The organism is uncultured Polaribacter sp. (genome assembly GCF_947503875.1).
Lineage (GTDB): Bacteria > Bacteroidota > Bacteroidia > Flavobacteriales > Flavobacteriaceae > Polaribacter.
This window is the reverse complement of record NZ_CANNFH010000003.1, coordinates 111,229-132,539: the sequence shown is the minus strand read 5'-3', so window position 1 is coordinate 132,539 and position 21,311 is coordinate 111,229. Positions and strand designations below refer to the sequence as shown.

The 21,311-nt window shown below is 30.3% G+C and carries 24 protein-coding genes; 18 read left to right on the top strand and 6 right to left on the bottom strand.

What is annotated here, in order from left to right:
- Positions 1-7 precede the first annotated feature (7 nt).
- The 5 genes from ald (at position 8) to Q0684_RS05575 (ending at position 2,965) form a co-directional block, all read left to right on the top strand.
- On the top strand, positions 8-1,096 hold the full coding sequence (gene ald / locus Q0684_RS05595) for an alanine dehydrogenase (protein ID WP_299013643.1): 1,089 nt from the start codon (positions 8-10) through the stop codon (positions 1,094-1,096).
- 99 nt (positions 1,097-1,195) lie between these two features.
- A complete protein-coding gene (gene rpsF / locus Q0684_RS05590) occupies positions 1,196-1,537 on the top strand; it encodes a 30S ribosomal protein S6 (RefSeq protein ID WP_299013641.1) in 342 nt (113 codons plus the stop codon).
- A 3-nt stretch (positions 1,538-1,540) separates the two neighbouring features.
- Positions 1,541-1,837 (top strand): 30S ribosomal protein S18, encoded by a 297-nt coding sequence (rpsR, locus tag Q0684_RS05585; protein ID WP_026777666.1) that lies wholly within the window; start codon positions 1,541-1,543, stop codon positions 1,835-1,837.
- A gap of 13 nt (positions 1,838-1,850) precedes the next feature.
- A complete protein-coding gene (gene rplI / locus Q0684_RS05580) occupies positions 1,851-2,297 on the top strand; it encodes a 50S ribosomal protein L9 (RefSeq protein WP_299013631.1) in 447 nt (148 codons plus the stop codon).
- A 200-nt stretch (positions 2,298-2,497) separates the two neighbouring features.
- On the top strand, positions 2,498-2,965 hold the full coding sequence (locus tag Q0684_RS05575; protein WP_299013629.1) for a DUF6495 family protein: 468 nt from the start codon (positions 2,498-2,500) through the stop codon (positions 2,963-2,965).
- Between the two features lie 85 nt (positions 2,966-3,050).
- Here Q0684_RS05575 and Q0684_RS05570 read toward each other — a convergent pair whose 3' ends face one another.
- Positions 3,051-3,734, bottom strand: coding sequence for an NAD-dependent deacylase (locus Q0684_RS05570; RefSeq protein ID WP_299013628.1), 684 nt, complete (start codon positions 3,732-3,734; stop codon positions 3,051-3,053).
- A 55-nt stretch (positions 3,735-3,789) separates the two neighbouring features.
- Between Q0684_RS05570 and Q0684_RS05565 the strand changes: the two genes are divergently transcribed.
- Positions 3,790-4,467 carry an RNA methyltransferase gene (locus Q0684_RS05565; protein ID WP_299013626.1) on the top strand — a complete coding sequence of 226 codons (678 nt, stop codon included), beginning with the start codon at positions 3,790-3,792 and terminating at the stop codon, positions 4,465-4,467.
- Positions 4,468-4,643: 176 nt separating this feature from the next.
- Here the strand turns inward: Q0684_RS05565 and Q0684_RS05560 are convergent, their stop codons facing one another.
- The 3 genes from Q0684_RS05560 to tsaE all read right to left on the bottom strand — a co-directional run bounded on the left by Q0684_RS05560 (position 4,644) and on the right by tsaE (position 6,757).
- Positions 4,644-5,012, bottom strand: coding sequence for a DUF4258 domain-containing protein (locus tag Q0684_RS05560; protein WP_299013624.1), 369 nt, complete (start codon positions 5,010-5,012; stop codon positions 4,644-4,646).
- 129 nt (positions 5,013-5,141) lie between these two features.
- The gene (locus Q0684_RS05555) at positions 5,142-6,338 is read right to left on the bottom strand and encodes an alanine dehydrogenase (RefSeq protein ID WP_299013623.1); all 1,197 of its coding nucleotides are present in this window, start codon (positions 6,336-6,338) and stop codon (positions 5,142-5,144) included.
- A 5-nt stretch (positions 6,339-6,343) separates the two neighbouring features.
- Positions 6,344-6,757 carry a tRNA (adenosine(37)-N6)-threonylcarbamoyltransferase complex ATPase subunit type 1 TsaE gene (gene tsaE, locus Q0684_RS05550; RefSeq protein WP_299013621.1) on the bottom strand — a complete coding sequence of 138 codons (414 nt, stop codon included), beginning with the start codon at positions 6,755-6,757 and terminating at the stop codon, positions 6,344-6,346.
- A 127-nt stretch (positions 6,758-6,884) separates the two neighbouring features.
- Here tsaE and Q0684_RS05545 point away from each other — a divergent pair, with 127 nt between their 5' ends.
- Both Q0684_RS05545 and Q0684_RS05540 read left to right on the top strand, forming a co-directional pair.
- Positions 6,885-7,097: a DUF4160 domain-containing protein gene (locus tag Q0684_RS05545; protein ID WP_299013610.1), complete on the top strand. Its 213-nt coding sequence runs from the start codon at positions 6,885-6,887 to the stop codon at positions 7,095-7,097.
- 4 nt (positions 7,098-7,101) lie between these two features.
- Positions 7,102-7,332, top strand: coding sequence for a DUF2442 domain-containing protein (locus Q0684_RS05540; protein WP_299013608.1), 231 nt, complete (start codon positions 7,102-7,104; stop codon positions 7,330-7,332).
- Positions 7,333-7,422: 90 nt separating this feature from the next.
- Here Q0684_RS05540 and Q0684_RS05535 read toward each other — a convergent pair whose 3' ends face one another.
- Positions 7,423-8,967, bottom strand: a complete 1,545-nt coding sequence (locus tag Q0684_RS05535) for a bifunctional response regulator/alkaline phosphatase family protein (protein ID WP_299013606.1) — start codon at positions 8,965-8,967, stop codon at positions 7,423-7,425.
- A gap of 192 nt (positions 8,968-9,159) precedes the next feature.
- Here Q0684_RS05535 and Q0684_RS05530 point away from each other — a divergent pair, with 192 nt between their 5' ends.
- From Q0684_RS05530 to Q0684_RS05485, 10 genes are all read left to right on the top strand, one after another.
- Entirely contained in the window at positions 9,160-10,383 is a 1,224-nt protein-coding gene (locus Q0684_RS05530; RefSeq protein ID WP_299013604.1) for an HD domain-containing protein, read from the top strand.
- 73 nt (positions 10,384-10,456) lie between these two features.
- Positions 10,457-11,488: a UDP-3-O-(3-hydroxymyristoyl)glucosamine N-acyltransferase gene (lpxD, locus tag Q0684_RS05525; protein WP_299013601.1), complete on the top strand. Its 1,032-nt coding sequence runs from the start codon at positions 10,457-10,459 to the stop codon at positions 11,486-11,488.
- Between the two features lie 2 nt (positions 11,489-11,490).
- Complete coding sequence (locus tag Q0684_RS05520) at positions 11,491-12,882, top strand: bifunctional UDP-3-O-[3-hydroxymyristoyl] N-acetylglucosamine deacetylase/3-hydroxyacyl-ACP dehydratase (protein ID WP_299013599.1); 1,392 nt, start codon at positions 11,491-11,493, stop codon at positions 12,880-12,882.
- Positions 12,883-12,886: 4 nt separating this feature from the next.
- On the top strand, positions 12,887-13,672 hold the full coding sequence (lpxA, locus tag Q0684_RS05515; RefSeq protein ID WP_299013598.1) for an acyl-ACP--UDP-N-acetylglucosamine O-acyltransferase: 786 nt from the start codon (positions 12,887-12,889) through the stop codon (positions 13,670-13,672).
- A 43-nt stretch (positions 13,673-13,715) separates the two neighbouring features.
- Positions 13,716-14,282 carry an elongation factor P gene (gene efp / locus Q0684_RS05510; RefSeq protein ID WP_299013596.1) on the top strand — a complete coding sequence of 189 codons (567 nt, stop codon included), beginning with the start codon at positions 13,716-13,718 and terminating at the stop codon, positions 14,280-14,282.
- A 61-nt stretch (positions 14,283-14,343) separates the two neighbouring features.
- Positions 14,344-15,273 carry a UDP-3-O-(3-hydroxymyristoyl)glucosamine N-acyltransferase gene (locus Q0684_RS05505; protein WP_299013594.1) on the top strand — a complete coding sequence of 310 codons (930 nt, stop codon included), beginning with the start codon at positions 14,344-14,346 and terminating at the stop codon, positions 15,271-15,273.
- Positions 15,274-15,378: 105 nt separating this feature from the next.
- Positions 15,379-16,251 (top strand): succinate--CoA ligase subunit alpha, encoded by an 873-nt coding sequence (gene sucD, locus Q0684_RS05500; RefSeq protein ID WP_299013592.1) that lies wholly within the window; start codon positions 15,379-15,381, stop codon positions 16,249-16,251.
- A 110-nt stretch (positions 16,252-16,361) separates the two neighbouring features.
- Positions 16,362-17,108 carry a 3-oxoacyl-[acyl-carrier-protein] reductase gene (gene fabG / locus Q0684_RS05495; protein ID WP_299013590.1) on the top strand — a complete coding sequence of 249 codons (747 nt, stop codon included), beginning with the start codon at positions 16,362-16,364 and terminating at the stop codon, positions 17,106-17,108.
- 127 nt (positions 17,109-17,235) lie between these two features.
- On the top strand, positions 17,236-19,263 hold the full coding sequence (locus tag Q0684_RS05490; protein WP_299013588.1) for a VWA domain-containing protein: 2,028 nt from the start codon (positions 17,236-17,238) through the stop codon (positions 19,261-19,263).
- 84 nt (positions 19,264-19,347) lie between these two features.
- On the top strand, positions 19,348-20,178 hold the full coding sequence (locus Q0684_RS05485) for a prohibitin family protein (RefSeq protein WP_299013586.1): 831 nt from the start codon (positions 19,348-19,350) through the stop codon (positions 20,176-20,178).
- Between the two features lie 329 nt (positions 20,179-20,507).
- On the opposite strand, the gene Q0684_RS05480 is transcribed toward Q0684_RS05485, so the two are convergent.
- Positions 20,508-21,311: a carboxypeptidase-like regulatory domain-containing protein gene (locus Q0684_RS05480; protein WP_299013584.1), complete on the bottom strand. Its 804-nt coding sequence runs from the start codon at positions 21,309-21,311 to the stop codon at positions 20,508-20,510.

Here is a 21,311-nt window from a genome sequence, read left to right as displayed (position 1 = left end):
TAGCAAAATGAAAATCGGTGTTCCAAAAGAAATTAAAAATAACGAAAGTAGAGTAGGTATGACACCTGCAGGCGTTTTTGAACTTACAAAAAGAAATCACACAGTTTACATTCAAACCACAGCAGGAGAAGGAAGTGGTTTTTTTGATAAACATTATAAAGAAGTTGGTGCCATAATATTACCAACTATAGAAGATGTGTATCAAAAGAGTGAAATGATTGTAAAAGTAAAAGAACCAATTGCATTAGAATACCCTTTAATTAGAGAAAACCAAATTGTATTTACCTATTTTCATTTTGCTTCTAGTGAAACTTTAACCAATGCAATGATACAAAGTAAAGCCATTTGTATTGCTTATGAAACTGTAGAAGATGCAGAAGGTACTTTACCATTACTAACTCCAATGTCTGAAGTTGCAGGAAGAATGGCAATACAACAAGGCGCAAAATATTTAGAGAAACCTGTAAAAGGTAGAGGCATTTTATTAGGTGGTGTACCAGGAGTTACACCAGGTAAAGTGTTGGTTTTAGGAGCAGGCGTTGTTGGCGTGCAAGCTGCAAAAATGGCAGCAGGTTTAGGCGCACATGTAACTATAATGGATATTAATATGAAACGTTTACGTTATGTAAATGATGTTTTACCAAACCACGTAATCACTGCTTTTTCTAGTGAATACAGTATAAGACAACTTATTAAAACACATGATTTAATTGTAGGTGGCGTTTTAGTAAAAGGAGGTAAAGCACCAAAATTAATTACTAAAGACATGTTAAAAGAAATGCGCGCAGGAACAGTAGTGGTAGATGTTGCAGTAGATCAAGGAGGTTGTTTTGAAACTACCAGAGCTACAACACATCAAGATCCTACATATATTATAGATGATGTTGTACATTATTGTGTAGCAAATATGCCTGGTGCAGTGCCTTACACATCTACTATGGCATTAACCAATGTTACTCTACCTTATATATTGAAATTGGCAAACCTTGGTTGGGAAAAAGCTTGCGAACAAGATGCTAGCTTATTTAAAGGTCTAAATATTGTAAAAGGAGAGGTTATTTATAAAGAAATAAATGAAGCTTTTAATTTGAATTAAGTCTTTTTTTATCTAAAAAAACATTTTTAAATTTTTAGTGTAAATCGCTAAAAAGTAACTATATTTGCACCCTTAAAATAAACATTAAATTATTAATTTATGAATCATTACGAAACTGTTTTCATATTGAATCCCGTTTTATCTGACACTCAGATAAAGGAGACAGTACAAAAGTTCGAAGATTATTTAGTTTCTAAAGGAGCTAAAATGGTCGCTAAAGAAGATTGGGGCTTAAAAAAATTAGCTTACCCAATCCAAAAGAAAAAAAGTGGTTTTTACCATTTATTCGATTTTGAAATCGCTGGAGAAGAGATTTCTGCATTTGAGTTAGAATTTAGAAGAGATGATAGCGTTATGCGTTATTTAACTGTTAAATTAGACAAACATGCAGCTGCTTGGGCAGAAAAAAGAAGAGAACGTGTTAAATCTATTAAAAAATAACAAATGGCATCAATAGAACAACAAGCAAAAGGTGGTAAATCTGCTGACGTTAGATATTTAACGCCATTAGATATAGATACTAAAAAAGAAGCTAAATACTGTAGATTTAAGAAAAAAGGCATTAAATATATCGATTATAAAGATGCAGATTTCTTAATGTATTTAGTAAACGAACAAGGTAAAATTTTACCAAGACGTTTAACAGGAACATCATTAAAATATCAACGTAAAGTTGCTCAGGCAATTAAAAGGTCGCGTCATTTAGCGTTAATGCCTTATGTTGGTGATTTACTAAAATAATAAAGACGTAGACATGGAATTGATATTAAGACAAGACGTAGAAAATTTAGGATTTAAAGATGATGTTGTAGACGTTAAAAACGGATATGGTAGAAACTTTTTAATACCTACAGGACAAGCTGTTTTAGCAACTTCTTCTGCTAAGAAAGTATTAGCAGAAAACTTAAAGCAACGTGCTTATAAAGAGGCTAAAGTAATTGAAGACGCTACTAGTTTAGCAGAAACAATTAAAGGTTACGAAATTAAGATTACATCTAAAACTGGTTCAGGAGACAAATTATTTGGTTCTGTAAACAATATAGATTTAGCAAACGCTTTAGAAAAAGCAGGAACAGCAATAGATAAGAAATTTATTAAAGTTGTTGGTGGTTCTGTAAAAAGATTAGGTAAATACGATGCTTCTGTAAGATTACACAGAACAGTAGTTGCTGATATTACTTTTGAAGTTATTGCTGAGTAGTAATAAAATTATTTTAGAGTTTACTCTAAAACTAGAAAAGCTCGTTAGAAATAACGAGCTTTTTATTTTAAGATAGTTTTTGAAAGAAAAAATATAAATTGTCATTTTGAACGATGGTAGCGAAATTGAGAAATCTACTTTTGCTATCAACATTAGAAATGATATTAAATTTTCCCCTTTGGGGAAGTTAGATTGCGCCCATGAAATACAGACAATTAACCAAAGAACAATTTGAAAGCTTACACGAAGAATTTGCCCGCTTTTTGGCATCACAAAGTATAGATGTTAAAGAATGGAATGAAATTAAAACAGAAAAGCCAGCTGTTGCAGAAGAAGAAATGAATGTTTTTTCTGATGTAGTTTGGGATGATGTTTTAACAAAAACTAAATATGTAGAGCATTTCTCTAAAACATCTGCCAATTTATTTAAGTGCGAAGGCGAAGAAATCCATAGAATTGCTATTAAAGTTACTTGGGATATTGATTTATTAGAGCAAAAAGGTTTTGAGTGGTTAATGCAAAATCCTATGGATAATTCTGTAGAAATTTTTAGAGGAACCAAACCTTATCACTCAGAAAGAAATACAGAAATTTTTGATTTGATAGAAAAAGGAAGTAACATTTCTAAAGGAGAAATTTACGAGTATTTTAATAATTTGATTTCTTAGATGTCTCCACAAGGTTGAAATGACATTTGTATTCATTGTCATTTTAAGAGAAGTTTTACGAAGTCGAAAAATCTTACATTTTTAATTAGGCCATTAACAATTCAATCAACTTAGCTGTTCCAGCACTAGCAAGGTCATCTATAATGGTTAAATTTTCAAAGTCGTATTTAGAGACAGAAGGTTTTGGATCTATAAAATAAATTGGTGTATTTGGTTTTACATAGTTTACCAAACTAGCTGCAGGATATACTTGCATAGAAGTACCAATAATTACTAAAATATCTGCAGTTTTAGTTATTTCTATTGCTTTATCTAACATAGGTACCATTTCTCCAAACCAAACTATATGAGGTCTTAATTGGCTGCCTTTTTCACATAAATCGCCTAAAACTAAATCTTTTTCCCAGATTTTAATATCATTTTCATTAGCAGTACTTCTTACTTTTAGAAGTTCTCCATGTAAATGTGTAACTTTTGTACTTTTTGCTCTTTCATGTAAATCGTCTACATTTTGTGTTATAATTTCTACATCGAAATTATCTTCTAATTCTGCCAAATTAAAATGTGCTTTATTTGGCTTTACTTCTAGTAATTGTTTTCTGCGTTGATTGTAAAAATCTAACACCAATTCTGGATTGTTCGCAAAACCTTCTGGTGTGGCTACTTCCATAACATCATGGCCTTCCCATAAACCATCTGCATCTCTAAAAGTTTGTATGCCACTTTCTGCAGAAATTCCTGCACCTGTTAAAATTACTATTTTTTTCATTTAATTTTTTATAATCGCTATCGCTTATAAAAATAATAATTTTAAGTTTGTAATTATGATTGATGCTAATTTATTAACTTATTTTGAGGGTTTTCTTACCGATAAAAGAAAAAATCTTTTTAAAACTGTTTTAGAACAAAGGACAAGACATTTTACTGTGGTTTTAGAAGATATTTTTCAGCCACACAATGCTAGTGCAGTAGTTAGAACCTGCGATATTTTTGGTGTGCAAGATGTGCATGCTATTGAAAATAAATATACCAATAAAGTGTCTAGGCATGTGGCTAAGGGTTCTCAAAAATGGATAACATCTACACGTTATAAAACAGATGGAGATAATACCAAAATTTGTTTGGATAATTTAAAGGAAAAAGGCTACCAAATTATAGCAACAACACCACATAACGATTCTTGTCTTTTACAAGATTTTGATATTACCAAAAAATCTGCTTTTGTATTTGGAGTAGAGGCAGATGGTGTTTCTGATTATGTTTTAGAAAATGCTGATGGATTTTTAAAAATACCAATGGTTGGTTTTACAGAGAGTTTAAATATTTCTGTTGCAGTGGCTATTATTTTACAGGAGGTTACTACTAAATTAAGAAATTCTAATATCGATTGGCAATTATCAACCAAAGAAAAGGAGGTTTTATACTACGATTGGGTTAAGAAAACCATTAAAAATGTAGATAAAATAGAGGAAAGGTATTTAAATTCTCAAGAAAGTAGATAAACAGGTTTAGCCCTGATTGAAACGGCATCCTTTTTATGCTTTTCTGTAGTTTAAGTGTATTTGTTTAGAAGTAAAGAAACTTTTAATAAGAACTGATGTTAAAAATAAACAGGCATAAAAAGATATAGTGGAAAGCAGGAACCTGCCTGCCGGCAGGATGGCTTCAAAAAAAACAATTATTGTTTCATCACTTTTTCTATGGTTGCAGAAGAATCGCAACGTTTTACAAGTAAACTAATATTTTTTAATTCTTTTTTACCTGTAATAAAATAGTCTGCACAAGGTTTGTTTCTTGGGTTTCCTTTGCTAAAATCTACATCGCCTGTTTTTAAAATAGTACTAATTTTTGCAGTGTCCAATTCAAAACGGTTCATTGACGTTTTAGCATCATTAGAAAATAAACGTTTTTTAATTCTAATGGTTTTTAATGTTCTAGCATCCATACCATAATCAAAGGAAGCATTTTTCTTTTGCCAGAAAAAATATACGCCTACAGAACCTAAAGAAACACCTATTAAATAATAAAAAATACGTTTTACAAGCATTGTAATAATTTAAGTTGCAAATTTAAGTTAATGCTGCTTAGCATTTAAATTTAAGTAAGAAAAATTTAAAAAAGTTTTATAAATGTGAATATGAAATGCATTAGTAGATTAAAATTATCTCCTGAAAAATTATAAGAATAATAGATTAATGTCTCTAAAAGGTAAATCAAACCAATTGGCAACGGTTTTATTGGTTAAAATTCCGTGGTAAGCATACATTCCGTTTCTTAAGCTTTTATCAAATCTTGCCGTATTTTCAAAACCGCCTTCATCTGCAATATGCAAAAGGTAAGGTGTAAAAATATTACTGATAGAAACAGATGCAGTTCTTGAATATCTTGCAGGAATATTTGGCACACAATAGTGAATTACGCCATGTTTTACAAAAGTTGGGGTTTTGTGGGTGGTTACGTTAGAGGTTTCAAAACAACCACCTCTGTCTATAGCAACATCTACCAATATAGCGCCTTCTTTCATGCGTTGTACCATTTCTTCTGTAGCACAAATAGGACTCCTGTTTTTACCTCTAACGGCGCCAATGGCAACATCGCAACGCATTAATGCTTTATGAATAGATTTTGGTTGTAAAGTAGATGTGTAAATAGGCGAACTTAAACAGTCTTGTAATTTTCTTAATTTACTAATAGAATTGTCAAAAACTTTTACCCTAGCACCTAAGCCAATGGCAGTTTTTGCGGCATATTCGCCTACAGTGCCTGCGCCAAAAATTACAACACTGGTAGGTGGTACACCACCAATATTACCTAATAACAAACCGTTTCCTTTATTAGTGCCACTCATTAATTCTCCTGCAATTAGCATAGAGGCTGTACCCGCAATTTCGCTTAACGATTTTACAATTGGGTAAGAGTTATGATCGTCTTTAATATAATCAAAAGCAATGGCAGTAATTTTCTTTTTTGTTAAGGCTTCAAAATAGCTTTTGCATTGTGTTTTTAATTGCAAAGAAGAAATTAAAATGGTTTTTGGATTTAGATATGCTATTTCTGTTTCTGTTGGTGGTGCAACTTTTAAGACAATATTGCATTTAAAAGCCTCTTCTACATTATAAGAAATTTTTGCACCAGCATCTGAATATTCTTTGTCTGTAAAATTTGCGCCATCTCCTGCGCCAGTTTCTATTACAATTCTATGGCCGTTTGCAGACAAAGCAGCAACTGCGTCTGGAGTTAAACAAACTCTTTTTTCGCTTAAATAGGTTTCTTTAGGCAAGCCAATAAATAGTTCTCCTTTTTGCTTTTTAATTTCTAACTTTTCTTCTTGCGGAATTAATTCTTCTTTGCTAAATGGAGAAAATTGACTCATTATTTTTAGGTATATTTTAGTTGAATGTTACGTTTACTGTTCTCTAATGTTGTTAGATGAATTTCAACAGCATCTAAAGGTAATAAATTTTCTACATTTTGTGGCCATTCAATTAAACACCAAGCATTATTATAGAGATAATCTTCAATTCCCATGTCTAAAGCTTCGTTTTCATCTTCGATTCTATAAAAATCGAAGTGAAAAACTTTTTCTTGTTTTGAGGTTTCATATTCATTTACCAAAGAAAAAGTAGGAGAGGAGATGTTATCTAAAACGCCCAATTGTTTGCAAATTTCTTTGATGAGTGTAGTTTTACCCACGCCCATTTCTCCGTAAAACAATAAGGTTTTGTTTTTTACAGTTTGTATTAACTCAGAGGCAATTTCTGGTAAATTTTCTAACGTGTAGTTTTTGTTCATGTCTATAAAAAAAAAACAAAAGTAAGAAATGCTAACGATTATTGTTGTTGATATTAATTATAGAATCCTTTTTTTTTTTTGTAAATTGTAGAACAAAATAAACTTATGCCTACATTATTTAGAGCTTTTGGTTTGCGTTTCTTTTTTTTATTCAAACGAACACAAACCTATTCATGTTCATGTTAAAAATGCCGATGGAGAAGCAAAATTTAACGTAATTGATATGCTTTGGATTAAAAACGTTGGTGTAAAAAGTAAAGATTTAAAATTGGCTGAATCTTTAATTGATGAGAATAAAGATTTAATAATAAAAGCTTGGAATAATTATTTTAACGCATAATCTAATGGAAATACAGAAAATTTGGTTTGATGAGAATTCGATATTTTTAAGAACAAAGCAGGGTGTAGAGCAGTCTTTACCTTTAAAATGGTTCCCAAAACTTGAAAATGCTAGTGTAATAGAAAAAGAAAATTATGAGCTTTCTCCTTTTGGAATTCATTGGGAATCTATTGATGAGGATTTAAGTTTTGAAGGCTTTTTTGAATTTAAAGCTTCAGAAAAACAGCGTACTTAATTTTCTAATTTAATGGTAAAAAAATCCTATTTTAATCTTCCCTTATGTAAGATTCAAATAGGATTTCCTTCATGTAGTTAAAAAGACTTTTTATTTAGGACTATAAACCGCACAAGGAATAATCATTTCTTCTAAAGAAACCCCACCATGTTGGTAAGTGTTTTTGTAATATTTTACAAAGTGATTAAAGTTGTTTGGATACGCAAAAAATAAATCTTCTTTAGCAAAAATAAAAGGTGCGTTCATGGCTATTGTAGGTAAAAAAATATCTTTTGGATTTCTAACTGCATACACATCTTTCTCTTCAAAAGACAAACTTCTACCCGTTTTGTAACGCAAATTAGAACTGATGTTTTTGTCGCCAATTACTTTTGAAGGTGCTTTGCAATTAATAGTACCATGATCTGTAGTAATTATAAGTTTTTGACCCAAACTTTGTGCTTTTTGTATAATTTCAAATAAAGGTGAATTTTTAAACCAGCTTAAAGTTAAACTTCTATACGCCTTATCATCTCCAGCCAATTCTTTAATTACTTCCATTTCTGTTTTAGAATGGCTTAAAATATCTACAAAATTATACACAATAGCAGTTAAATCGTTTTGTTTTGTACCATTGTAGTTGTTGGCTAATTCTTTTCCGTTTTTAAGCGAAGAAATTTTATAATATTCGTGTTTAATATCTAAACCAAGTCGTTTTATTTGGGCTGATAAAAAATCATTTTCAAAGAGATTCATACCACCTTCATCTGTATCATTTTTCCAGAAATTAGGATGTTTTTTTTCCATTTCTGAAGGCATTAAACCAGAGAAAATGGCATTTCGAGCATATTGCGTTGCTGTTGGTAAAATTGAAAAATAGGTGTATTCTTCTTCTTTTTTGTAATGATTATTTAACAAAGGTTCTAAAATACGGTATTGATCGTATCTTAAATTATCTATAACTACCCATAAAACACCTTGGTCTTTACTTAGTTCTGGAACCACATAATCTTTAAACAAAGTATGCGAAAAAGTTGGTTTATCAGGAGCTGTTAAATAATCTTCGTAATTCTTTTTGATGAATTTAAAAAATTGAGAGTTTGCTTCTTGTTTTTGAGATTCTAAAATACCTAACATTCCAGGGTCGCTAATATTTTCTAACTCTAACTCCCAGTGAATTAATTTTTTATATAAATCTATCCATTCTTCATAAGAATTTACCATGGCTAAATCCATAGCAATTTTTCTAAATTCTTGTTGGTAGTTAGAGGTTGTTTTTTCTGAAACCAAGCGCGAATTATCTAAATTTTTCTTTAAGCTTAATAAAATCTGACTCGGATTTACAGGTTTAATCAAATAATCTGCAATTTTAGAGCCAATGGCTTCTTCCATTATATATTCCTCTTCACTTTTAGTAATCATTACAACAGGCAAATTGGCTTGCTTTTGCTTAATTGCAGTTAGCGTATCTAAACCAGACAAACCTGGCATGTTTTCATCTAAAAAAACAATATCAAAATTTTGTTCCTCAACTAAATCTATAGCATCTGCACCATTTGTGCATGTAGTAACTTTGTATTCTTTTTTCTCTAAAAATAAAATATGTGGTTTTAATAATTCAATTTCATCATCTACCCATAATATATGTGCGCTCATATTTTTTGTTTTAATTGTAACGTTAAAATTAGGGTTTTGTTATTGTTAGTAAAGTTTAAAAATGATAAAATATTGCCAATTTTGTAAAACTATCAATTGGTAATTATTGACATTTTTTTGAATTAAAAGAATAAAAAAATGTGAGACTTCGCATAAATTTGTACTTTGCATTTACTTGTTAAAATTATAGCTTTGAAACAAAAAACACCCAATAAACTTAAAATTTTAAATGACCCGATTTATGGTTTTATTCAAATTCCAAATTCTTTAATTTTTGATATTATAGAACACCCTTATTTTCAGCGATTAAGAAGAATTACACAAATGGGGTTTTCTAATTTGGTGTATCCTGGTGCAAACCATACCAGATTTCATCATGCAATTGGTTGCATACATTTAATGCAAAAAGCCATACAAGTTTTGCGTTTTAAACAGGTAGCAATTTCTAACGAAGAAGAAAATGCACTGCTTATTGCCATTTTATTGCATGACATTGGTCATGGTGCTTTTTCACATGCTTTAGAACATAGTATTGTTAACGGTATTTCTCATGAAGAAATCTCTTTAAAGTTTATGCATCAATTAAATAAAGAGTTTAATGGGCAATTAAGCTTGGCTATCGAGATTTTTGAAGGAAAAAACAAGCGTAATTTCTTATACCAATTAATTTCTAGTCAGTTAGATATAGATCGTTTAGATTATTTAAAAAGAGATAGCTTTTATACGGGCGTAACAGAAGGTAATATTTCTTCAGATCGTTTAATTGCTATGATGAATGTTAAGAATGATGAATTGGTTATTGAGCAAAAGGGAATTTATTCTGTAGAAAAATTTTTAATCGCAAGAAGACTTATGTATTGGCAAGTGTATTTGCATAAAACAGGTTTAGTTGCAGAAAATATGTTGGTTAATGTTTTAAAAAGAGCTAAGGAATTGGCAGATAAAGGAGAAGTGCTTTTTTGCAGTGCAGCCTTAAAATACTTTCTTTACAATAAAATTACATCAGAAAATTTTACACTAGAAACATTAGATTTATTTTCTAAATTAGACGATTATGATATTTTGTCTGCAATAAAAGAATGGATAAATCATAAAGACAAAGTTTTATCACTATTAAGTAAAATGATTGTTGATAGAAAATTATTGAAGATTGAAATGCAAAAGAAACCTTTTAAAAAAGAATTTTTAGATGACAAATATAAAGAGGTTACAAGTTCTTTGGGTATTTTAAAAGAAGAGTCATCATTTTTTGTTTTTACACAAAAAATTACAAATCAGGCATATAATTACAATAAACCTGTTTTAATTTTAAGCAAAAAAGGTAAATTAAAAGATATTGCCAAAGCATCTGATCAATTAAATTTAGAAGCTTTAACAAAACCAGTAATTAAACATTTTATTTGTTACCCTAAATAGCACGATATACTTATAAATATTGTCAAATCTTAATATTAGTCAAAACCGTATTATTTTTATATTTTTGCCGTTTATGAAATTTAAAGCACAACAAATAGCAGATATTTTAGAAGGTGAGGTTTATGGTAACCCAAATGAAGAAGTATTTAAACTATCTAAAATAGAAGAAGGAGAAAAAGGGTCTTTAACCTTTTTATCTAACCCCAAATATAATGGGTATTTGTATACCACAAATGCTTCAATAGCTATTGTAAATAAAGATTTTAAATTAGAAAAAGAAGTAGAAACTACCTTAATAAAAGTTTCGGATGCTTATGCTTCGTTTTCTAAACTTTTAGAGTTTTATAACGAAGTAAAAAATAATAAAGAAGGCAGAGAACAGCCACTTTTTATAGCAGAATCAGCCACTATAGGTAGTAATGAATATATTGGTGCTTTCACTTACGTAGGAGAACATGTGAGTATTGGTACAAATGTAAAAATTTACCCAAATACTTATATTGGAAATAATTGTAAAATTGGCGATAATACTGTAATATTTGCAGGCGTAAAAATTTATTCTGATACGCAAATAGGTGAAAATTGTAAAATACATTCAGGTACAATTATTGGTGCAGATGGTTTTGGTTTTGCACCCAATGATAAAGGAGAGTATAAAGCAATACCACAGATAGGGAATGTTATTTTAGAAGATAATGTAGATATTGGAGCGGGAGTTACTATAGATAGAGCTACACTAGGATCTACAATAATAAGAAAAGGAGTAAAGCTAGACAATCAAATACAGGTTGCGCATAATGTAGAAATAGGAGCACATACTGTTATTGCTGCACAAACAGGTATTGCCGGTTCAACAAAAATTGGCAAACACTGTATGATTGGTGGTCAAGTAGGTATTGCTGGCCATATTAAAGTTGGCGACAATACAAAAATATTGGCAAAAGCAGGAGTTACTAAAAGTGTAAAAGCTAATCAAATATTAAATGGAAGCCCAGCATTTAATATTTTGGATTTTACAAAAAGTGCCGTGCATTTTAAAAATTTACCAAAAATAGTTTCTAAACTTAATAATTTAGAAAAAGAAATTAAGACTCAAACAAAATAAAAATGAGTAATAAGCAAAAAACAATACAAAAAGAAGTTAGCTTATCTGGTGTAGGTTTGCATACTGGTAACACTGTAAATATGGTTTTAAAACCAGCACCAATTAATCACGGATTTGCTTTTACAAGGGTAGATTTAGAAGGCGCTCCAACCATTGAGGCAAAAGCAGAGTATGTTGTAAATACACAAAGAGGCACAAACCTAGAGAAGAATGGAGTCCAAATCCAAACTTCAGAACATGTTTTGGCAGCTGCAGTTGGTTTAGGTATAGATAACTTACTTATAGAGATTGATGCCTCTGAACCACCAATTATGGACGGTTCTTCTAAATATTTTGTAGAGGCTTTAGAAAAGGCAGGTTTAGCAGAGCAAAATGCAACAGTAGAAGAATATGTTGTTAAAGAAATTATTTCTTATAAAGATGAAACTTCTGGCAGCGAAATAATTTTAATGCCTTCAGATGAATATCAAGTTACTACTATGGTAGATTTTGGTACTAAAATTTTAGGTACTCAAAATGCTAATTTGAATACGATTTCAGATTTTAAAGAAGAAATTTCTGCAGCAAGAACATTTAGTTTTTTACACGAAATAGAAATGTTGTTGGAAAATGATTTAATTAAAGGTGGAGACTTAAATAACGCTATTGTATATGTAGACAAAGAGTTGTCTAAGCGTACAATGGGAAAATTAAAAAAGGCTTTTAATAAAGAAACAATAGCGGTTAAACCTAACGGAATTTTAGATAATTTAACTTTGCATTGGGCAAATGAAGCAGCAAGACATAAATTACTAGATGTAATTGGAGATTTAGCTTTGGTAGGTACCCGAATTAAAGGTAAAGTTATTGCCAATAAGCCAGGCCATTTGGTAAATACAATTTTTGCTAAAAAACTAGCTAAAATTATTAAAGCAGAAAAAAGAAATAACGTACCAATATACGACTTGCACAAACCGCCATTATTAGATATACATCAAATAATGGATATTTTGCCACACAGACCTCCGTTTTTATTAATTGATAGAATTATAGAACTTTCTGATACGCACGTAGTAGGAATGAAAAATGTTACAATGAATGAAAACTTCTTTGTAGGTCATTTTCCTGGATCACCAGTAATGCCTGGTGTTCTACAAGTTGAAGCTATGGCCCAATGTGGTGGTGTTTTGGTTTTAAATACGGTACCAGATCCAGAAAATTACTTAACCTATTTTATGAAAATGGACAATGTTAAGTTTAAGCAAAAAGTAATTCCTGGAGATACATTAACGTTTAAAGCAGAATTAATTACACCTATAAGAAGAGGTATTTGTCACATGCAAGCGTATGCCTACGCTAATGGAAAATTGGTAGCAGAAGCTGAGTTAATGGCACAAATTGCTAGAAAAAAATAAATTTATGAATCAACCCTTAGCATACGTTCATCCGCAAGCAAAAGTAGCAAGAAATGTAGTAATAGAACCGTTTACAACAATTCATAACAATGTAGAAATTGGTTCAGGTACATGGATTGGTTCTAATGTAACAATTATGGAAGGTGCTAGAATTGGTAAAAATTGTAGAATTTTTCCTGGCGCTGTAATTTCTGGTATTCCACAAGATTTAAAATTTAATGATGAGGAAACTACTGTTGAAATTGGCGATAATGTCACCATAAGAGAATGTGTTACTATCAATAGAGGTACAGCAGACCGTGGTAAAACTAAAATTGGCGACAACTGTTTAATTATGGCCTATTGCCATGTTGCACACGATTGTTTTGTAGGCGATAACTGTATTTTTTCTAACAATTCTACTTTAGCAGGTCATGTAACTATTGGAGACAATGTTGTGTTGGCAGGTATGGTTGCAGTGCATCAATTTGCATCTGTAGGCAAACATGCATTTGTAACAGGTGGTTCTTTAGTAAGAAAAGACGTGCCTCCTTATGTAAAAGCTGCTAGAGAGCCACTTTCTTATGTAGGTATTAATTCAGTTGGCTTAAGAAGACGAGGTTACACTACAGATAAAATTAGAGAAATACAGAATATTTACAGAATTTTATTTCAGAAAAATTACAATTATACGCAAGCAATAGATATTATTGAGGCAGAATTAGAAGCTACCCCAGAAAGAGATGAAATTATTCAATTTATAAAAGACTCACATAGAGGAATTATGAAGGGATATTTCAATTCAAATTAATACAAAAATTACAAACAACTATTAATTTAATTTAAACATATAAATGGCAACAACATCAGATATTAGAAACGGATTGTGTATTAAATATAATAATGATATTTTTAAAATTGTAGAATTTTTGCATGTAAAACCAGGTAAAGGTCCTGCTTTTGTAAGAACAAAATTAAAAAGTGTTACCAACGGAAAAATTATTGATAATACTTTTCCTGCTGGTAGAAAAATTGAAGATGTTCGTGTAGAAACGCATAAATTTCAATATTTGTATAATGAAGGAGAAACCTATCATTTTATGAATGAACAAGATTATTCTCAAATTCAATTGCAAAAGAGTGCTTTAGATACTCCTGAATTAATGAAAGAAGGAGAGGTTGTAACTATTATTATAAATTCTGAAGATGATATGCCACTTTCAGTAGATATGCCAGCAAGTGTTATCTTAGAAGTTACACATACAGAGCCTGGTGTAAAAGGAAATACAGCAACAAATGCCACAAAACCAGCTACAGTAGAAACTGGTGCTAGTGTAAATGTACCTTTATTTATTAATGAAGGTGATAAAATTAAAATTGAAACTACAAAAGGCACCTATCAAGAACGTATTAAAGAATAGGTTTAGTTTTTAGCGGTTAGCTTTTGGCTAATAGCTAAAAGCCCAAAGCTAATAGCTAAATATGAAATTCAAAAAATCACAAACTTTACAACAAATAGCAAAATTAATTAATGCTCAGCCAGTTGGTGAGTCTAACTTTCAGATTTTAGGAATTAATGAAATTCATGTTGTAGAAAAAGGAGATATTGTTTTTGTAGATCATCCAAAATATTATGATAAAGCTTTACAGTCTAAGGCAACAACAATTTTAATTAATAAAAAAGTTGATTGTCCAGAGGGTAAAGCTTTATTAATTTCAGATGATCCTTTTCGTGATTTCAACAAAATTACAACACATTTTAATCCTTTTATAGCGGCCAAAGTTTCCATAGCAGACTCTGCTATTATTGGAGAGCAAACTATTATTCAACCCAATGTTTTCATAGGTAATAATGTTAGTATTGGTAAAAATTGTGTAATTCATCCAAACGTTACCATTTATGATAATACTGTAATTGGTGATTACGTTACAATTCATGCAAACACGGTTTTAGGTGCAGATGCTTTTTATTATAAGAATAGACCCTCAGGTTTTGATAAATTAATTTCTGGTGGTAGAGTTGTTCTTAAAAACCATGTAGATTTAGGTGCTTCTTGTTCGATAGATAAAGGAGTTACAGGAGATACTACCATTGGTGAAGGAACAAAAATAGACAACCAGGTACATGTTGGTCATGATACTATTATTGGAAAAAAATGTCTAATTGCATCTCAAACAGGTATTGCTGGCTGTGTTGTTATAGAAGATGAAGTAACTATTTGGGGTCAAGTTGGCACAAATAGTGGTATTACAATAGGCAAGGGTGCTGTAATTTTGGGACAAACAGGAGTAACAAAATCGGTTTCTGGGGGTAAGAGCTATTTTGGCACACCAATAGCAGAATCAAGGGAAAAATTAAAAGAATTAGCAGGAATAAAACGTCTTTTAAAAGAAAAAAGAGAAGAATTATAAAATTTTAACTTTTTATATAGTTTTCAGAGGTTAAGAAACCTTTCAATTTCTTTTTTAAAAAGGCACAATAAACTATTTTTGCTTTAGAAAATAAAAAATAAGCCAATGAGTGTTTTAGTAAATAAAAATTCAAAAATAATTGTACAAGGTTTTACAGGTAGTGAAGGTACTTTTCACGCGGGTCAAATGATAGATTATGGTACCAACGTTGTTGGTGGTGTAACTCCAGGTAAAGGAGGTCAAGAGCATTTGGGTAAACCAGTTTTTAATACAGTTGTAGAAGCTGTTGAGAAAGTAGCTGCAGACACGTCAATTATATTTGTACCACCTGCTTTTGCGGCAGATGCAATTATGGAATCTGCTGATGCAGGAATTAAAGTAATTATTTGTATTACAGAAGGTATTCCTACTGCAGACATGGTTAAAGTTAAGGCTTATATTGCAGATAAAGATTGTAGATTGGTTGGCCCTAACTGTCCAGGTGTCATTACACCAGACGAAGCTAAAGTTGGTATTATGCCAGGTTTTATCTTTAAAAAAGGTAAAGTAGGTATTGTTTCTAAATCTGGTACTTTAACCTATGAAGCTGCAGACCAAGTTGTAAAACAAGGTTTTGGTATTACTACAGCAATTGGTATTGGTGGAGATCCAATTATTGGAACTACAACAAAAGAGGCAGTAGAATTACTAATGAATGACCCAGCAACAGAAGCTATTGTAATGATTGGTGAAATTGGTGGTAACTTAGAAGCAGAGGCTGCACAATGGATTAAAGCTGATGGAAATAGAAAGCCAGTAGTTGGTTTTATAGCAGGACAAACTGCACCAGCAGGAAGAACAATGGGACATGCAGGAGCAATTGTTGGTGGCGCAGATGATACTGCACAAGCAAAAATGAAAATTTTAGCAGAAAACGGAGTACACGTTGTAAGCTCTCCAGCAAAAATTGGAGAAATGGTGGCTAGCGTTTTAAAATAAATAAAAATGTAAGTTCGAGCGGTGTCTAGAACTATTCATTAACAAATAGTAAATTCCCGCTTTTAAAGTGGGAATTTTCATTTAAAACAATCAACTAAATAATCTTAGATATGAAATTATTAGAAAATAAATCTGCAATAGTTACAGGTGCTACAAGAGGTATTGGTAGAAGTATTGCCGTAGAGTTTGCAAAACAAGGTGCAAATGTAGCTTTTACATACAGTTCTTCTGTAGATGCAGCTAATGCTTTAGAAGAAGAATTAAAATCTTATGGTGTCTCCGCTATAGGTTACCAATCAAATGCTGCAGATTTTAATGCGGCTCAAGAATTGGCAAAAACAGTTCAAAAAGAATTTGGAGCAATAGACATTTTAGTAAATAACGCAGGTATTACAAAAGACAATTTGTTAATGCGTATTTCTGAAGAAGATTTTGATAAGGTAATTGAGGTAAATTTAAAATCTGTTTTCAACCTAACAAAAGCAGTAATAAGACCAATGATGAAGCAGAGAAGTGGTTCTATTATTAATATGAGTTCTGTTGTAGGTTTAAAAGGAAATGCAGGACAAGCAAATTATGCAGCATCTAAGGCAGGTATTGTTGGTTTTTCTAAATCTGTAGCTTTAGAGTTAGGTTCTAGAAACGTTAGAAGTAACGTTATAGCACCAGGTTTTATAGAAACAGAAATGACTGCAAAATTAGATGAAGCAACTGTAGAATCTTGGAGAGATGGTATTCCTTTAAAAAGAGGTGGGCAACCTATAGATATTGCAAATGCTTGTATATTTTTAGCGTCAGATATGAGTGCTTATATTACAGGGCAAACACTTTCTGTAGATGGAGGAATGCTAACATAAAATAGTTTTTTTTAATTTCAATTCATATTGAAAAGTAAAAGAACAAAAACATAAACCTGTAACAATTTATTGTTGCAGGTTTCTTTTTTATCTATGTTATTTATATCTTCACCTTAAATAATTTACATTGCAAACAACTACCATTTTATATATAATTATTGCACTTTTAATAAGTGTATTTGTTGCTTATTTTCAATACTTTTATAAGCGTAAGAGTAAACCTAGAATTCATATTTTATTATTTGTATTAAAAACGTTTAGTCTTTTTTTGTTGTTATTGCTTTTTATAAATCCAACAATAAAGAGCAAGCAGTTAGAAAATATAAAGCCTAGCTTATCTTTTTTAATTGATAATTCTAAATCCATACCTTTTTTTAAAGAAGATGTAAATATTATTAATTTTAAAAATAGTTTGAGTAACAACTCAAAACTCCAAGATAAATTTAATATCGATTTTTTCAGCTTTAGCGATAATTTAAACGTTTTAGATTCGCTAACCTTCAATAAAAATGCTACAAATATTGCTAACGGTATTTTAAAATTAAATGAATTAAACAAAAATAAAAACAATGCAATTGTATTGCTAACAGATGGTAACCAAACTATTGGTAGAGATTATGAATTTATAAAAAGTAAATCGAAGCTTTATCCTGTAGTTTTTGGAGATACTACGAAATATAAAGATGTAAGCGTTACACAAATAAACGTAAATAAATACAGTTATATAAAAAATAAGTTTCCCGTAGAAGTAATTCTAAACTATGAAGGAGATCAACCCATAACAACAAAATTCTCTATTTTTTCTGGTGGAAGAAGTGTGTATTCTGAAAAGGTTCAATTTTCCAAAAATGAAAATTCTAAAATAGTACTCGCAAATTTAACATCTACCAAAGAAGGTTTAAGTTATTATACAGCTTCCATTCAAAAAATAAAAGACGAAAAAAACATAAGAAATAATATTAAGAATTTTTCTGTTGAAGTAATAGACGAGCAAAGTAAAATTTTAATACTAACATCAATATTACATCCAGATATTGGTGCCTTAAAAAAAGCAATAGAAAGCAATAAACAACGTGCTGTAGATGTTTTTGAAATCTCTAAATTTAAAAAAGAAATATCAGATTATCAATTAGTTATTCTATATCAACCAAATAACAACTTTAATAGTGTTGTTGATGATATTATGAAACAGAACTTTAATTATTTTTTAATTTCTGGCGGAATTACAGATTGGAATTTCATTAATAAAAAGCAACTAGGTTTTACTAAAAATAGTATCAATCAAACAGAAAATTATAGTGCAATTTATAATGATACTTTTTTAACTTTTCTTCAAAAGGACTTTGGATTTAATCAATTTTCTCCTTTAAAAGATAAATTTGGTGAAGTTAATTTTACTAAAGACCATCAAGATTTATTATTTCAAAATATAAACGGATTGCAAACAGAGCAGCCTTTATTGTCTGTTTTAGAACAAAATGAACAAAAAGCAGCGGTACTATTTGGTGAAGACATATGGAAGTGGAGAGCGGCAAGTTTTTTAAATTCCAATAATTTTGAAGAATTTGATCAATTTGTTGGGAATTTAGTGCAATATATTGCTTCAAAAAAGAAACGCAGTCGTTTAGAAATTAATGCAGAAAATATGTACCCTGCAAATTCACCAATAAAAATTAATGCGTTTTACACAGATAAAAATTACAATTTTGATGATCGTGCATCTTTAGAAATAGCGATTACCAATAAAGAAACTAAGACCATTAAAAAGCTACCATTTTCTTTAGTAAATAATAATTATCAGGCCTTGGTAAACAATCTTCCTTCTGGAAATTACAGTTATAAAGTAACCGTTTTAGGGCAAAATATTAAAAAATACGGTAGTTTTAAAATTACAGATTATATTATTGAAGAGCAATTTACCAGTGCAAATGATGCCAAATTAGAAGTTTTAGCAGAAAAAACAGGAGGGAAGCTTTTTTATAAAGACCAATCAGATAAATTGATTAATACACTATTGGTAGATAAAAACTATTTTATTGCACAAAAGTCTACTATAACAGAACAGAGTTTAGTAAATTTTAAAAGCTTACTTTTTATAGTTTTAGCCCTTTTAGCAATAGAATGGTTTCTTAGAAAATACTATGGCAAAATTTAAGATTTATCTAACATTATAAGCCATTTACAAATTGCTTTTACTAAAGTTAAGTCGTAAATTTGATTAAACTTTAAATGTAATATAATGGCAAATAATCAAATGGATATTAAGTTTCCTAAAGGAGGTGTTTTTTTTATAATTATCGCAGTAGCTGCTTTAATTTTATTTTCTAAATCTACAGTTACTATTGGTCCTGGAGAAGGAGGTGTAATTTTTGAAACGCTTGGAGATGGAGTGAATACAGAAAAAACTTACGGTGAAGGTTTTAATATCGTAGCTCCTTGGAATAAGATGATTGTAAGAAAAGTGCGTCAGCAATCTATTTCAGATGAGATGAATGTACTTTCCGTGAACGGATTAGAAGTTAAAGTAAACGGTACAATTTGGTACGAACCAGAATTTGAAAACCTAGGGAAATTAATAAAAACAAAAGGAGAAGATTACGAGAGAGAATTATTGGATCCTGCAGTTAATGCGGCTGCAAGAAGTGTTGTAGGACGTTATACACCAGAACAATTGTATTCTAGTAAAAGAGATGTTATTGAACAAGAAATTTTAGACGAAGTAACTAAATTATTAGAAGGTCAGTTTTTAACTGTTAAAAGAGTTTTAGTAGAAGACGTTAAATTGCCAATAACAATTAAAGAAGCTATTGAAAGAAAGTTAAAACAAGAGCAAGAATCTTTAGAATATGAATTTAGATTGGTAACAGCTCAAAAAGAGGCAGAAAAAGTAATTATTGATGCAAAAGGTAAAGCTGAATCTAACCGAATTTTAAGTGCGTCTTTAACCGATAAAATTCTACAAGATAAAGGTATAGAAGCAACAGTTAAATTATCTGAATCTCCAAACAGTAAAGTAATAGTTATTGGTTCTGGAGACTCTGGAATGCCTATTATATTAGGAAATCAATAAAAAATTAGACTTTATAATAAAATTAAAAATCCAGCTTTTTGCTGGATTTTTTTATTGCTTTAAAGTAAATAATAAATTTACTTTAAAGCGTTGTGAGTGCATAAATTAATCTATTCAATATTTTAAAGCAAAATATTTAAAGTTCTAAGAAGTTGGCAGAAATATAAGAAAAGGAAGCAATTAAGAAAGTATTAGTTGTATGAAAAATAACTATTTGGAACTTGCAGAGAGAAGAGTATAAGCACAAATATGCAACTACGAGGTTTTACTGTAAAGCCGAACATAAAAAAAGGTCAGAAAATTTTTTCTGACCTTTTTATTTTGTTTATTTAATTTTTAGAAGGAATTTTATCCCTTTTAATTTCACCCTTTTTTAAGGCCTTGTATTTTTCATAACAATCTAAAACGGCCTCAATCATTTGTAAATCTGATGCTTTTTTGATAAAATACGCAGAATAGTTGCAATCGGTTAGTAAATCAGATAACTCTTTTCTATCCATATCTAAATACTCCATCATTACTTCTCTATCAAATTTACCTGCGAGCATTTTACGTAAATCGTCTTCTTTTTTTAGTGTTTGTAACTTTTTTAATTGCTTTGGCTTTTTACCAAATAAATTATACAAGAAATCTACAGGTTGAAAAATGGCAGCAATAGGCGAGGAAAAGTTTCTTTTAGAGGGCTTACCAACTTCGTAAGATTGCGGTAAACCATTTATATGTATTCTTGTAAAACGGTCTTTAGGTACCATTTTTACGTCTATTTCTAAAACTCCAATAAGTTTTGTAGACCTAATAACCACCTCTTTTACATCTTCTGGCCTTTCATAAAGGGCAATTTCCAATTCATTACCTTTTAATAAATCGTTGGTAACTTTTAGTTTAATAGACTCAAAGCCTAAATAAGAAACCAAAATTGTATCATTTACTCTTGTAGGTAGTTCAAAAAAGCCTTTATCGTTGGTTATGGTACCATTTACAGTATTTAAATTTAAAACATGCGCCGCACTTAAAGCGTTGTTTTTAACAGCGTGTATAATTTGCCCCTTAAGTTTTTGAACCTTCAGGCTATCTGTTTGAGAATAATAGCTTACCGCAAAAAGTAAGCAAAAAATAAAAAATAATCTTTGCAT

Excerpts from the sequence above, each read along its gene's own strand:
- ald (WP_299013643.1), top strand. The coding sequence starts at position 8 with ATGAAAATCGGTGTTCCAAAAGAAATTAAAAATAACGAAAGTAGAGTA.
- rpsF (WP_299013641.1), top strand. The coding sequence starts at position 1,196 with ATGAATCATTACGAAACTGTTTTCATATTGAATCCCGTTTTATCTGAC.
- rpsR (WP_026777666.1), top strand. The coding sequence starts at position 1,541 with ATGGCATCAATAGAACAACAAGCAAAAGGTGGTAAATCTGCTGACGTT.
- rplI (WP_299013631.1), top strand. The coding sequence starts at position 1,851 with ATGGAATTGATATTAAGACAAGACGTAGAAAATTTAGGATTTAAAGAT.
- Q0684_RS05575 (WP_299013629.1), top strand. The coding sequence starts at position 2,498 with ATGAAATACAGACAATTAACCAAAGAACAATTTGAAAGCTTACACGAA.
- Q0684_RS05570 (WP_299013628.1), bottom strand. The coding sequence starts at position 3,734 with ATGAAAAAAATAGTAATTTTAACAGGTGCAGGAATTTCTGCAGAAAGT.
- Q0684_RS05565 (WP_299013626.1), top strand. The coding sequence starts at position 3,790 with ATGATTGATGCTAATTTATTAACTTATTTTGAGGGTTTTCTTACCGAT.
- Q0684_RS05560 (WP_299013624.1), bottom strand. The coding sequence starts at position 5,012 with ATGCTTGTAAAACGTATTTTTTATTATTTAATAGGTGTTTCTTTAGGT.
- Q0684_RS05555 (WP_299013623.1), bottom strand. The coding sequence starts at position 6,338 with ATGAGTCAATTTTCTCCATTTAGCAAAGAAGAATTAATTCCGCAAGAA.
- tsaE (WP_299013621.1), bottom strand. The coding sequence starts at position 6,757 with ATGAACAAAAACTACACGTTAGAAAATTTACCAGAAATTGCCTCTGAG.
- Q0684_RS05540 (WP_299013608.1), top strand. The coding sequence starts at position 7,102 with ATGGAAATACAGAAAATTTGGTTTGATGAGAATTCGATATTTTTAAGA.
- Q0684_RS05535 (WP_299013606.1), bottom strand. The coding sequence starts at position 8,967 with ATGAGCGCACATATATTATGGGTAGATGATGAAATTGAATTATTAAAA.
- lpxD (WP_299013601.1), top strand. The coding sequence starts at position 10,457 with ATGAAATTTAAAGCACAACAAATAGCAGATATTTTAGAAGGTGAGGTT.
- Q0684_RS05520 (WP_299013599.1), top strand. The coding sequence starts at position 11,491 with ATGAGTAATAAGCAAAAAACAATACAAAAAGAAGTTAGCTTATCTGGT.
- lpxA (WP_299013598.1), top strand. The coding sequence starts at position 12,887 with ATGAATCAACCCTTAGCATACGTTCATCCGCAAGCAAAAGTAGCAAGA.
- efp (WP_299013596.1), top strand. The coding sequence starts at position 13,716 with ATGGCAACAACATCAGATATTAGAAACGGATTGTGTATTAAATATAAT.
- Q0684_RS05505 (WP_299013594.1), top strand. The coding sequence starts at position 14,344 with ATGAAATTCAAAAAATCACAAACTTTACAACAAATAGCAAAATTAATT.
- sucD (WP_299013592.1), top strand. The coding sequence starts at position 15,379 with ATGAGTGTTTTAGTAAATAAAAATTCAAAAATAATTGTACAAGGTTTT.
- fabG (WP_299013590.1), top strand. The coding sequence starts at position 16,362 with ATGAAATTATTAGAAAATAAATCTGCAATAGTTACAGGTGCTACAAGA.
- Q0684_RS05485 (WP_299013586.1), top strand. The coding sequence starts at position 19,348 with ATGGCAAATAATCAAATGGATATTAAGTTTCCTAAAGGAGGTGTTTTT.
- Q0684_RS05480 (WP_299013584.1), bottom strand. The coding sequence starts at position 21,311 with ATGCAAAGATTATTTTTTATTTTTTGCTTACTTTTTGCGGTAAGCTAT.